Source organism: Pseudoalteromonas sp. MMG005 (assembly GCF_018101015.1).
GTDB lineage: Bacteria > Pseudomonadota > Gammaproteobacteria > Enterobacterales > Alteromonadaceae > Pseudoalteromonas > Pseudoalteromonas aurantia.
The window spans coordinates 169,822-181,935 of the sequence record NZ_JAGJEK010000001.1 but is presented as its reverse complement, the minus strand read 5'-3'; the positions used below and the strand labels follow the sequence as shown (position 1 = coordinate 181,935).

The window sequence follows — 12,114 nt, the reverse complement described above, 5'->3', positions numbered from 1 at the left end:
GGTGATTTTCGAAAAGGTGAATAATGACTAGCTTTGCATTTAAACAGTTTAAGGTTCAACAGAACAATAGCGCCATGAAGGTATCAACTGATGGTATTTTGTTGGGGGCATGGGCTAATTTAGTAGGTGCACAGCGTTTATTAGACATAGGAACAGGCACTGGGTTATTGGCGCTGATGTGTAAACAGCGTAATCAAGACTTAATCATTGATGCTGTTGAAATTGATGCGGAGGCAGTTAATGATGCGCGGCATAATATTTCACAGAGTCCATGGCCTGATATTATGGTTCATCAATGTGCAATTCAAGTATTTGAATCAAATCATACATTTGATTGCGTTATTAGCAACCCTCCATATTTTAATAACAGTCTAAAAAGCCCTGATAAGCAAAGAAATAAAGCGCGACATACTGATGGCTTGAGTTTCAGTGAATTACTCAGTGCTTATATTCAAGTGAGCCATGCAAAGAGTACTTTGACGATTATTTTACCTTGTTCTGAAGCTGATATTTTTATCGAATGCGGCCGTGTGATGGGCTTATATTTACACAGAGTCTGCAATGTAAAAATGACACCAAATAAACCAGTGAGTCGTCGCCTTATGGAGTTTTCATTAACGTCGTGTGATACAGCACTGATGAGTGCGCTATGTGTGCGTAATAGCAATAATACCTATACACCGGAGTATATTGCATTATGTCGGGATTTTTACTTGAAGATGTAATGATGACGCTATTCTATTTAACCTCAGGTTTGGATAAAGATTTTGGAATAGGAAGTATTTTGTAAAATAGCTTTATTGGGCAAGTTCGCTTATCCAGAGCTGAGGTTATTTATCATCAATAACACTGAGTAAATATAGAAGAAATAATTTTAGATAACTTGTTTTTATCTAAAATTACAGCATCTTACAATGACTATATTTATAAGAGAAAGTGCTTCAAAATAGCATAGAATGCGAATTTTGATTGATAACGTGAAGGGGATATTTGATGGATCAGACCATACGCAAGATTTTGACATTTTTAGAAACTATTGAGGTACCCTTTCAGCTGAGTCATTTAACAAGTGATACGTTTTTACCCGGTTTGAAGTTACAGCAAGGTGTATTACTGATTGATGTTGAAAAGTTGAGTTATGCCGGTGATATATTACATGAGGCTGGGCATATCGCCGTATGTGAGCCGACTGAGCGTCACTTGTTAAGTGGTGATGTATACAAAAGTCGCAGTAATAAAAACTGGATGAAGGGTGAGGAAATTGCGGCAATCGCATGGTCCGTGGCTGCTATTCAACATATCGGTCTGCCAACCAGTGTCGTATTACATTCAGGTGGTTACAAAGGGTCCAGTGAGAATCTGATTATGGTTTTTGAAAAGAATGAATTGTACGGCCAACCTTTGTTAGCCGCATGGGGGATGATTGATTCTATTGAAGACTTTCCTGCACTCAAGACTTGGATCCGAGAAGTATCATGGGCGGATCCCGCTACGGTTTAACTGCATTGGGAGACGTTAGATAAAATGGCCCGAATGTATGACAGAATGAAAAGCCGTTCAGTGAGAGAGCTATAGTGAATCGCCGTATTGGGTCATTATCAGTTCTATCCAGCTGGCGATTCGTTCGTCGCTTTTTTCATACTGACTGTCTTCATCGAGTGCCAATCCCACAAAGTGACTCGCATCTTCAGTGAGTGCTTTTGATGCTTCGAATTCATAGTCAGCTGTATTGGGCCAATAACCAATAAAATTAACACCTTGAGGCTGTATTTTATCATGTAGCATGCCTAAAGCGTCTTGAAACCATTGACCATAACCTTGTTGATCACCCATACCGAATAACGCAATGGTTTTGCCTGTAAGGTTTACAGTTTCAATGTCATCCCAGCTAGACTCCCAATCTTCTTGAAGCTCTCCGAAATCCCATGTAGAAATGCCTAAAATTAAAAAGTCATATTGCTCTGCATTTATTAATGGCTCATCTTTGATGTTATGTAATGAAATTGTATCTTCACCAATAATGTCACGAATCTTTTCAGCTGCCATTTCTGTATAGCAGGTTGTTGAACCATAAAATAACGCTATTTGCATTGTATTTATCACTTTCTAATTGACTGTTATGATAGGCACGAAGTCTACCCTATGATGTTAAAAATTGATACAGGAAGCCTGTGAGCGAATTTCCCAACGACAATACCCATATATCGAGTAATGATAACTATATAGAGACATTCTTAGATACCTTGTTTTTAGAACAGGGGCTGAGTGACAATACTTTAGCAGCATACCGATCTGACTTAGGCAAGTTTACCGAGTTTTTGATTAAGTCGCAGCGAGACATTTCTTTGATGGAGGTGCAAAGTAGCGATATTGAAGCATATTTAGCGTATCGAGTTGACCTAGGGCTGAAGTCACGTAGCACAGCACGGTCAATTAGTGCACTAAAACGATTTTTTTTATATTGGGTAAAAGAACAAAAAATAACAGCGACGCCATTGCTTAGTATTGCGCAACCAAAAATAATACAGTCGCTACCTAAAACATTAACAGAGCTCGAAGTGGAAGCTTTGCTTGATGCTCCTGAGGTTGATGAACCTTTGGGTCTCAGGGATAAAGCGATGCTGGAGCTCTTATATGCTACGGGATTACGCGTAACTGAATTGGTAGGGTTACGTATTGAACAAGTGAATTTGCGACAAGCCGTTGTCTTGGTTCGAGGAAAAGGCGGTAAAGAACGATTGGTACCTATGGGCGAAGAAGCATTGCATTGGATCGAACAGTTTTTGAAGCTGGGTCGACCGCAAATGATAAAACATGCGACTGACTTCGTTTTTCCATCAAAGCGAGGAGTTGGTATGACTCGACAAACCTTTTGGCATCGTATTAAACACTATGCTATTTTGGCTAATGTAACGTCGCCATTATCACCACACACGTTGCGTCATGCTTTTGCAACACATTTGCTTAATCATGGTGCGGACTTACGTGTCGTCCAAATGATGCTAGGTCACAGTGATTTATCGACGACACAAATTTATACCCATGTTGCCAGTGAACGGTTAAAATCGTTACATCAGCAACATCATCCCAGAGCATAGTGGAATTTTTTAGAGGTTTTCCGGTCTTAGTGGGTAACCGCATAATAATTAATGAGCAGAATATGAAAAAACTAATTTTAGCTGCCGCATTGGCGTGTAGCTTTTCAACTTTAGCGAATACGATACCAGAAACACCAACCCCATTGTTGGCTGACCCTATTATTGAGCAGTTTTCTGGTTTAGGTGTGACAGTTAAAAGTATATCAGATAGCCCAATCCCAAGTATTAAAACAGTGATCACCGATAAAGGTGTTTTATATGCGAGCGCGGATGGTAAGTACCTTATTCAGGGCACGGTGATTGACCTTGAAAACCGTGAGAACTTGACGGAAGGGGCGTTGAGTGGATTACGCAAAGAAGGTGTTGCCGATTATCAAGATTCTATGATTGTGTATAAAGCTGAAAATGAAAAACACCAAATAACGGTATTTACAGACATTACATGTGGCTATTGTCGTAAGTTACACCGTGAGCTAGATGATTATTTGGCCGCAGGTATTACGGTTAAATATATGGCGTTCCCACGGGGAGGCTTACGTGGGTCAGGTTATGAAGACTTACGCAATGTTTGGTGTGCAAAAGATGCAGCACAAGCACTGACAGATGCTAAAGCAGGACAAACAGTTGCTAAAGTTGAAAACTGTAGTGCGCCGGTTTCGGAGCATTATGAACTAGGCCAAAGCTTTGGTATCACAGGTACGCCTGCGATTATTTTAGAAGATGGCTCGTTGATCCCAGGCTATCAGCCTGCAGCAGCACTGTCTAAAGCGTTAGAAGAGAACAGCAAAAAATCTTAAGTTTGGTATACTCATTCTATAATTAGAAAAGGCCGTAAGGCCTTTTTTGTTGCCTAAAAAATTTGAGATGTTAAATGAACACAGAGATCCGTACTCGCCCATTTGTAGAAGATAGTCATTTACCCGCCCACTTACATCCTGTTATCAAACAAATTTATGCAACGAGAGGCGTTTTAGACGCAAGTGAATTAGATAACAGTGCAAAAACGTTACTTGATTTTAAGTTATTTAAAGATATGGATAAGGCCAGCAATATCCTTGTAGAGATGTTGGCTAGAAACGCGACCGTATTGATTGTGGGGGATTTTGATGCGGATGGCGCAACAAGCACCGCAGTATTGATGGAAGGGCTTCCCCAATTTGGTTTTACGCATGTCGATTACTTGGTACCAGATAGATTTAGTTTAGGGTACGGATTAAGTCCTGCTTTAGCAGAGCAAATCGTGGCGCTTAAACCTAATTTAGTGATCACAGTTGATAATGGTATTTCGTGTATTGCAGGTATTGATCTTGTTAAACAAGCAGGGATCACCGTGATCGTAACGGATCATCACTTACAGGGAGCGCACTTGCCTAATGCAGATGCCATTGTGAACCCAAATCAACATGACTGTGGATTTCCATCTAAATCAATCGCCGGTGTGGGAGTTGCCTTCTATTTATTAATTGCGCTGCGTAATAAGTTGAGAGAGCAGGGTTATTTTGCAACAAATACTGAACCTAATTTGGCCGCATTATTGGACATTGTTGCGTTAGGGACCGTTGCGGATGTGGTCGCACTTGATGCAAATAATCGTACGTTGGTATATCAGGGGCTTGCACGGATCCGAAGTGGTAAAACCAGGCCTGGCATTCAAGCATTGATTGAAGTTGCCAATCGTAATGCCGCGCGTTTAAGTGCAAGCGATTTTGGTTTTTCACTTGCGCCGAGACTGAATGCTGCAGGTCGATTAGATGATATGAGTTTGGGTATAGCGTGTTTGTTATCAAAAGATATGAATCAAGCCCGTCGTATCGCGGGTGAACTTGATGGTTTAAACCATGAGCGTCGTGAAATAGAGCAAGGTATGCAGCAAGAAGCTCAAGCAGTGCTTGAACGATTGGTATTAAGCAGTAAAAGCGTACCTGATGCGGTGTGTTTGTATCAAGATGATTGGCACCAAGGGGTGATAGGTATTTTAGCAGGCAGGTTAAAAGAAAAATATCATCGACCTGCGGTGATTTTTGCACAAGGTGATAATGGTGAGATAAAAGGGTCATGCCGCTCAATAGAAGGTCTACATATGCGAGACTTATTAGAGCAGCTTAATACCCAGCAACCAGATCTTATTTTAAAGTTTGGTGGTCATGCTATGGCCGCTGGTTTAACCATTCTCGAAGCCAACTTTGCGCAATTCAAACAGGCGTTTGAATATGGCGTCAGTGAACTGTTATCAGAGGAACATAAACAGAGTGTTTTATTAACTGATGGCGCGTTACCGGCAGAGTGTTTTTCGATGGACTTCGCTCAACTTTTGCAACAAGCTGGCCCATGGGGGCAACACTTTGCTGAACCTATATTTTGTGGTGAGTTTGAGTTGGTTCAGCAGCGCATCGTGGGCGAAAAGCATCTAAAGTTGGTATTAAAACACCCTAGTGGCAAGTTAGTCGATGCGATTGCATTCAATGTTGATGTTAGGGCATGGCCGAATAATCAAGCACAGTTAGCGCAAGTTGCCTATCAACTCGATATCAATGAGTTTCGCGGGAAATTTTCATTGCAATTAATAGTGCGAGAAATCAGCGCAATTACTGCATAAAGACATTTATAGCAGGGACAAATTTTGTTAATATGGTGCGTTTAACAATTGGGTTATTGCAGATCGTCGTTGCGTTAACGCGGTAGCCCATTACCGTAGTAAAATTTTGGAGTAATGTGCATGTTTGAAGTGAATCCTGTGATTAATCAAATCAAGGACATTCGCGAACGTACTGAGCTGCTTCGGGGGTACCTTTGACTACGCTCTTAAACAAGAGCGCTTAGAAGAAGTTAACGCTGAACTTGAAGACTCGGCAGTATGGAATGAGCCAGAAAGAGCGCAAGCACTAGGCCGTGAAAAGTCCGCATTAGAAATTGTCGTTGAAACGATAGATAACCTTGTTGCTGGTGCAGATGATGTGGAAGGGCTGGTGGAGCTTGCTGTTGAAGCTGAAGATCAAGACACGTTTGATGAAGCTGAGCAAGAGTTAGCAGGGCTCGTTGCGAGCCTTGAAAAGCTCGAATTCCGTAGAATGTTCTCAGGCCCACACGATGACAATGATGCATATCTCGATTTGCAATCCGGTTCAGGCGGTACTGAAGCGCAAGACTGGTGTAACATGTTGCTGCGTATGTATTTACGTTGGGGCGAAGCAAAAGGCTTTAAAGTTGAGCTGGTTGAAGCTACCGATGGTGATGTGGCCGGTATTAAAGGCGCTACGGTACGTTTCAGCGGTGAATATGCCTACGGTTGGCTACGCACAGAAACAGGCGTACACCGTTTGGTGCGTAAAAGCCCATTTGACTCAAGCGGCCGCCGGCACACTTCATTTGCGTCAGCGTTTGTTTACCCAGAAGTTGATGACAACATTGAGATTGACATTAACCCAGCTGAGTTACGCATTGATGTATATCGTGCCTCTGGCGCGGGTGGTCAGCACGTAAACACCACTGAATCAGCAGTACGTATTACCCACTTACCCACCAATACCGTGGTACAGTGTCAGAACGAACGTTCACAGCATAAAAACAAAGCACAAGCGATGAAGCAATTAAAGGCCAAGTTGTTTGAGCTTGAAATGCAAGCACAGAACGCTGAAAAACAGTCACAAGAAGATGCCAAATCAGACATTGGTTGGGGCAGTCAAATACGTTCTTACGTACTAGATGACTCGCGAATCAAAGATTTACGTACAGGTGTCGAAAATCGAAATACGCAGGTTGTACTCGATGGTGACCTAGACAAATTTATCGAAGCTAGCCTGAAATCAGGCCTTTAATCAACAAGCTAAACTAAGAGCTAAAAAATGACAGATCAAATCCAAGACGAAAATAAACTCATTGCTGAGCGTCGTACTAAGTTGGATGCGATTCGCGAGAATTGCAGTGCCAACGGCCACCCTAACAGCTTCCGCCGCGAAGATTACACGGCAGATCTACAAGCTAAGTTTGGTGATAAATCGAAAGAAGAGCTTGTTGAATTAAACCAGCAGGCGTCAGTAGCTGGGCGTGTCTTAGCAAAACGCGGTCCTTTTTTAGTACTGCAAGACATGAAAGGCCGCATTCAGGCTTATGCGTCAAAAGATGTGCAAAAAGATTTAAAAGCAAAATATGGCCAGCTTGATATTGGCGATATTATTGGTGTAACTGGACCTGTACACAAGTCAGGCAAAGGCGATTTATACGTTGATATGGTTCAATATGAATTGTTGACTAAATCATTGCGTCCGCTACCCGAAAAGTTTCATGGTTTAACAGACCAAGAAGCCAAATACCGTCAGCGCTATGTTGATTTGATCACCAACACAGATACGCGTGAAACATTCCGTATCCGCTCTAAAGTGATTGAAGGTATTCGTCGTTTTCTTGCTGAACGTGAGTTTATGGAAGTTGAAACACCTATGCTACAGGTTATTCCTGGTGGTGCGACTGCTCGCCCGTTTGCGACACACCATAACGCCCTAGACATTGATATGTACCTGCGTATTGCACCTGAACTTTACTTAAAGCGTTTAGTGGTAGGTGGCTTTGACCGTGTATTTGAAATAAACCGTAACTTCCGTAACGAAGGTTTATCAACACGTCATAACCCTGAGTTCACCATGATTGAATTCTATCAAGCGTATGCAGATTACAATGACTTGATGAACTTAACTGAAGATATGTTACGTACTGTGGCACAAGATGTGTTGGGTACGACGACCATTGTTAATACGACTAAAAATGCGGAAGGTGAAGTTACTGATAGCGTTGAGTATGACTTTGGCCAGCCGTTTGTACGTTTAACCATGGCTGATGCAATCATTGAGCACAGCGAAGAGGCGGCTAAGCAAGCTGAGATCTTCCAAGACCCTGAAAATCATTTTGAGGCGCTTAAAGCGTTTGCTAAACAAGTTCACGTTAAAATCCCTGAAAACTGTGTATGGGGACCTGGTAAGTTCTTATGTGAAATTTTTGAAGAAGTGGCTGAACATAAGCTTATTCAACCAACTTTCATTACTGCATATCCATGGGAAGTGTCTCCGCTTGCACGTCGTAACGACGACAATGCATTTATCACAGACCGCTTTGAATTCTTTGTTGGTGGACGTGAATTGGCTAACGGTTTCTCTGAATTAAATGATGCTGAAGATCAAGCCGCACGCTTTGCACGTCAGGTTGAAGAGAAAGATGCGGGTGATGATGAAGCAATGCATTATGACGAAGATTACATTCGTGCATTAGAGTATGGATTACCGCCTACGGCAGGTGAAGGTATTGGTATTGACCGTTTAGTGATGCTATTTACTGATTCATCAACGATTAAAGATGTGATCTTGTTTCCTCATATGAGACCGCAAACGGACTAAGTACACCAGAGAGTGATACGATTGAGAAAAGCGCCTTCATGGCGCTTTTCTGTTATTTGCGTGCGATATATCTCAGTATGCGACTTTAGTCTAATGCTAATTAGATGAATTACTCAAATAAAACAACTGGCTAGTCTATGCAGATGAAATACGTACTGCATATGCCATTAAATCTAGAACTGGCAAGTCTTTGATTGTTTCCTATACTGCTGGAGCGCGGTTAATGGATAATCATAAAAATGAAAGAACCACAAAAATATCAACCTTCAAAAGATGATAATGATGAGTTGAGAATGGAATATTGTCGGATGTGTATTTGCGAATTCCAGCGTTTAGGATATCAAGATGCTTATTTAGCTGAATTGAAAGACTCTAAAAAAGCACTCATTGATAGGCATACCCTCAGTCGTTTTCAAGACCATGATTAATTCTAGGACCTATTCAAGTGAGGATTTCAACCAAGCTGGTTAATCTATCACCATACGGCCTGATTTTACAAGAAAAGTGTTTGACATATTTTTTCTAGCCTATATTATACGCCCCACGACACGGAGAGGTGGCCGAGTGGCTGAAGGCGCTCCCCTGCTAAGGGAGTATAGGGTTTGTAGCCCTATCGAGGGTTCGAATCCCTCCTTCTCCGCCATTTATTTATAAATGGTATGTCTTATCGATAAAGTTCGATATAAATAAAAACTTCATAACGGACGCGTAGCTCAGCTGGATAGAGTACCTGGCTACGAACCAGGCGGTCGGAGGTTCGAATCCTCCCGCGTCCGCCACTTTTCTCTCAGTGGATAAACAAAGAGATATCTAAGTAAGATATAAAATTACCAACACGAACATGTAGCTCAGCTGAATAGTTTATTTGGCAGTGATGGTTACGGGAAAAGTTCGCATCGAAGCAGTATCGATGAAAATAAAACTGAATAACGGACGCGTAGCTCAGCTGGATAGAGTACCTGGCTACGAACCAGGCGGTCGGAGGTTCGAATCCTCCCGCGTCCGCCACTTTTCTCTCAGTGGATAAACAAAGAGATATCTAAGTAAGATATAAAATTACCAACACGAACATGTAGCTCAGCTGAATAGTTTATTTGGCAGTGATGGTTACGGAAAAAGTTCGCATCGAAGCAGTATCGATGAAAATAAAACTGAATAACGGACGCGTAGCTCAGCTGGATAGAGTACCTGGCTACGAACCAGGCGGTCGGAGGTTCGAATCCTCCCGCGTCCGCCACTTCTTTTTAGAAGTGGAACAAACAACCGATATGATTATGTATAGTCAATCGGTTTTTTTGTGTCTGAAATTTATAAATTACGTTCCTTAGGTGTTTTCTCAAGGCGAGTGAGTACACCATTTGAAGGTGCCACAGCAGCTTCATTTAAATTAGTAAGGCATCGCCTTGCTCTTGCATCGTCTAACTTTCTCCGCCATCATGAGCCAAATTTTTTTCTTCATGATAACTATGCGTTTCTTCTTTCTTGTTTGTTTATGTATATTCACCGTTAACTGTTGGGCATTGCAAGTAGGGGCTGAACGTTACGAGCACTATTTACCTTTATTAAAGCAGCAGCGTGTGGCCTTGGTCGTCAATCAAACTGCACGCACAAAACACGGACATTTACTAGATAGTCTATTGTCTAAAGGGGTTGATGTACGTGTGATATTTGCACCTGAACACGGTTTTCGTGGGGACCACGATGCTGGGGCACATGTATTATCGGGCACTGATATAAAAACGGGAGTGCCGATTGTATCGTTATATGGCAAGCATAAACGCCCATCAAAACAACAGCTCCAAGATATTGATGTGATCATTTTTGATATTCAAGATGTGGGGGTTCGATTTTATACTTACATCAGCACAATGCACTATATGATGGAAGCTGCAGCAAAATATGGCAAAAATTTTATTGTATTAGACAGACCTAATCCAAATATTGCGTTTGTAGATGGTCCAGTTTTAGATCCCAAGTTTAAATCATTCGTAGGTATACACCCAATTCCGGTTTTACATGGTCTCACAGTGGGCGAGTTGGCAAAAATGATTGTTGGTGAAAATTGGTTGGCGGTGGATAAAAAGTTGCAGTTACAAGTGATCCCCGTTGAAAATTATAGTGTGAATACCAAGTATGAGTTACCAATAAAGCCAAGCCCTAACCTTCCTAATAGTCAAGCAATTGCGCTTTATCCCTCTTTGTGCTTTTTTGAAGCTACACCTGTATCTGTTGGTAGAGGGACTGATTTTCCTTTTCAAGTCTACGGATATGATCCCATAAAACTTGGAAAGTTTTCATTTACGCCACGGTCAATTAAAGGTGTGGCTGCGAATCCAAAGTTCAATGGGAGATCCGTATTCGGGGTTGATTTAAGGCAATATGAAAGTGACGGGTTGGACTTAAGCTGGTTTATTAATGCGTATAAAAAGCTATCTAGTGACGGGATTGTGTTTTTTAAACATGCGGGCTTTATGGATAAACTCGCAGGGACAGACCAACTCAGAATCGCGATTGAGGCGGGTAAGTCGGCTGAAAAAATAAAGCAAAGTTGGCAGCCATCATTGCAACAGTATATGCAGCGCCGCCAACCTTATTTACTTTACCCACGTTAACTGTGACGTAACTCGCTCATATATTCATTGGCACGTTCAGCACGTTTTTGCCAATGTAAATTTGATTGTGTCAGACCAATGAAAAGTACATCAATTAAGTAGCTTTGTGATGTGCGTGTTAAAATCGATGCGTGTTTAACTGGCTCATGATCAATGACGGTGAATAGTTTAGTATGCGCTAGATCACTGAGTGGATTACTACCATAGCGAGACATGGTAATAATATTACATTCATTGATAGCTGCTTGCTTGGCAACTTTTAATACCCCTTTACTTTGCCCTGAATCACTAATGGCGATTAACAAGTCATCTTTGCTCATCGTTGCGACGTAACTAGCAGCAGACATTTCATCTATTTGGGCAATGGCCGGTAAACCGAGCTTTTGCAGCTTGAGTGCAAAGTCTTGTGCCATTGTGTAGCTGCCACCAACTGCACATATCATAATTTTCTTTGCTGATTTTATGGTTTGAATCGCATTCTCAAATTGATTTGGGGTATTGAGTTTGTGCGTTTCTGATAAAATGGCATGCTGATTTGATAGTAATTTATCGGCTATGAGTTCGAGTGGGTCATTACTGTTGATGATTCCTGTTGCGGGCTGAGGGTGCTGGCTTTGCAAATTAAGGTCATCTACAACAGCCAGTTTAAATGCTGGAAAGCCTTTATAGCCAAGCTTTTGCGCGAACTTGACTACGCTTGATTGGCTAACACCTGCAGCTCTGGCCAGTTCCACAGATGAAAGCGCTCTAATCTTGGCACTTGAATTTAACGTGAAATCTGCAAGCTTAGCCTCACTATTTGAGAGACTTGGCCGCAAAGCTTTTATTTTTACGAATGTCGACATGCGGGATACTTCACCTGTAACTAATTTGTAATTGTACTTATTATAGGTGCAATCGGAACGTTGCGATAGTGTTTCCAGTTATGATTATTGCTATTTTTTCACACATTGTACCAGTATAGGTACTAATGTTGCATTATTGACTTTGGTTTAACTGAAAAGCTTGGTTTTTAGCATT

At 41.6% G+C, this 12,114-nt stretch carries 11 protein-coding genes and 4 tRNA genes; 13 read left to right on the top strand and 2 right to left on the bottom strand.

Annotated features, from left to right (window positions below; genetic code table 11):
* Positions 1 to 23 precede the first annotated feature (23 nt).
* Positions 24 to 725: a methyltransferase gene (locus J8M01_RS00840; RefSeq protein WP_211056713.1), complete on the top strand. Its 702-nt coding sequence runs from the start codon at positions 24 to 26 to the stop codon at positions 723 to 725.
* A gap of 268 nt (positions 726 to 993) precedes the next feature.
* On the top strand, positions 994 to 1,500 hold the full coding sequence (locus J8M01_RS00835) for a hypothetical protein (RefSeq protein WP_211056712.1): 507 nt from the start codon (positions 994 to 996) through the stop codon (positions 1,498 to 1,500).
* Positions 1,501 to 1,569: 69 nt separating this feature from the next.
* Here J8M01_RS00835 and fldB read toward each other — a convergent pair whose 3' ends face one another.
* Positions 1,570 to 2,091, bottom strand: coding sequence for a flavodoxin FldB (gene fldB / locus J8M01_RS00830; RefSeq protein ID WP_211056711.1), 522 nt, complete (start codon positions 2,089 to 2,091; stop codon positions 1,570 to 1,572).
* Between the two features lie 80 nt (positions 2,092 to 2,171).
* Here fldB and xerD point away from each other — a divergent pair, with 80 nt between their 5' ends.
* The 11 genes from xerD to J8M01_RS00775 all read left to right on the top strand — a co-directional run bounded on the left by xerD (position 2,172) and on the right by J8M01_RS00775 (position 11,094).
* Positions 2,172 to 3,098 carry a site-specific tyrosine recombinase XerD gene (gene xerD, locus J8M01_RS00825; RefSeq protein ID WP_211056710.1) on the top strand — a complete coding sequence of 309 codons (927 nt, stop codon included), beginning with the start codon at positions 2,172 to 2,174 and terminating at the stop codon, positions 3,096 to 3,098.
* 62 nt (positions 3,099 to 3,160) lie between these two features.
* Complete coding sequence (gene dsbC, locus J8M01_RS00820) at positions 3,161 to 3,895, top strand: bifunctional protein-disulfide isomerase/oxidoreductase DsbC (RefSeq protein WP_192508734.1); 735 nt, start codon at positions 3,161 to 3,163, stop codon at positions 3,893 to 3,895.
* A 74-nt stretch (positions 3,896 to 3,969) separates the two neighbouring features.
* Positions 3,970 to 5,694, top strand: coding sequence for a single-stranded-DNA-specific exonuclease RecJ (gene recJ, locus J8M01_RS00815; protein ID WP_211056709.1), 1,725 nt, complete (start codon positions 3,970 to 3,972; stop codon positions 5,692 to 5,694).
* 120 nt (positions 5,695 to 5,814) lie between these two features.
* A protein-coding gene (prfB, locus tag J8M01_RS00810; protein ID WP_119861044.1) for a peptide chain release factor 2 occupies positions 5,815 to 6,913 on the top strand; the annotation gives its coding sequence in 2 pieces (ribosomal slippage) (positions 5,815 to 5,889 and positions 5,891 to 6,913; 1,098 coding nt in all).
* Between the two features lie 27 nt (positions 6,914 to 6,940).
* Positions 6,941 to 8,482: a lysine--tRNA ligase gene (gene lysS, locus J8M01_RS00805; RefSeq protein WP_211056708.1), complete on the top strand. Its 1,542-nt coding sequence runs from the start codon at positions 6,941 to 6,943 to the stop codon at positions 8,480 to 8,482.
* A gap of 239 nt (positions 8,483 to 8,721) precedes the next feature.
* Positions 8,722 to 8,910: a hypothetical protein gene (locus tag J8M01_RS00800; RefSeq protein ID WP_192508730.1), complete on the top strand. Its 189-nt coding sequence runs from the start codon at positions 8,722 to 8,724 to the stop codon at positions 8,908 to 8,910.
* 122 nt (positions 8,911 to 9,032) lie between these two features.
* Positions 9,033 to 9,125 (top strand) — tRNA-Ser (locus J8M01_RS00795).
* A gap of 59 nt (positions 9,126 to 9,184) precedes the next feature.
* Positions 9,185 to 9,261, top strand: a tRNA-Arg gene (locus J8M01_RS00790).
* A 152-nt stretch (positions 9,262 to 9,413) separates the two neighbouring features.
* A tRNA-Arg gene (locus J8M01_RS00785) sits at positions 9,414 to 9,490 on the top strand.
* Positions 9,491 to 9,642: 152 nt separating this feature from the next.
* A tRNA-Arg gene (locus J8M01_RS00780) sits at positions 9,643 to 9,719 on the top strand.
* A gap of 229 nt (positions 9,720 to 9,948) precedes the next feature.
* On the top strand, positions 9,949 to 11,094 hold the full coding sequence (locus J8M01_RS00775) for a DUF1343 domain-containing protein (protein ID WP_247670922.1): 1,146 nt from the start codon (positions 9,949 to 9,951) through the stop codon (positions 11,092 to 11,094).
* Here J8M01_RS00775 and J8M01_RS00770 read toward each other — a convergent pair.
* Entirely contained in the window at positions 11,091 to 11,939 is an 849-nt protein-coding gene (locus tag J8M01_RS00770; protein WP_192508729.1) for a MurR/RpiR family transcriptional regulator, read from the bottom strand. The genes J8M01_RS00775 and J8M01_RS00770 overlap by 4 nt on opposite strands.
* Positions 11,940 to 12,114: the final 175 nt, after the last annotated feature.

Coding starts and splice junctions, on each gene's coding strand:
- dsbC (WP_192508734.1), top strand. CDS start 3,161: ATGAAAAAACTAATTTTAGCTGCCGCATTGGCGTGTAGCTTTTCAACT.
- recJ (WP_211056709.1), top strand. CDS start 3,970: ATGAACACAGAGATCCGTACTCGCCCATTTGTAGAAGATAGTCATTTA.
- lysS (WP_211056708.1), top strand. CDS start 6,941: ATGACAGATCAAATCCAAGACGAAAATAAACTCATTGCTGAGCGTCGT.
- J8M01_RS00775 (WP_247670922.1), top strand. CDS start 9,949: ATGCGTTTCTTCTTTCTTGTTTGTTTATGTATATTCACCGTTAACTGT.
- J8M01_RS00835 (WP_211056712.1), top strand. CDS start 994: ATGGATCAGACCATACGCAAGATTTTGACATTTTTAGAAACTATTGAG.
- J8M01_RS00840 (WP_211056713.1), top strand. CDS start 24: ATGACTAGCTTTGCATTTAAACAGTTTAAGGTTCAACAGAACAATAGC.
- fldB (WP_211056711.1), bottom strand. CDS start 2,091: ATGCAAATAGCGTTATTTTATGGTTCAACAACCTGCTATACAGAAATG.
- J8M01_RS00800 (WP_192508730.1), top strand. CDS start 8,722: ATGAAAGAACCACAAAAATATCAACCTTCAAAAGATGATAATGATGAG.
- J8M01_RS00770 (WP_192508729.1), bottom strand. CDS start 11,939: ATGTCGACATTCGTAAAAATAAAAGCTTTGCGGCCAAGTCTCTCAAAT.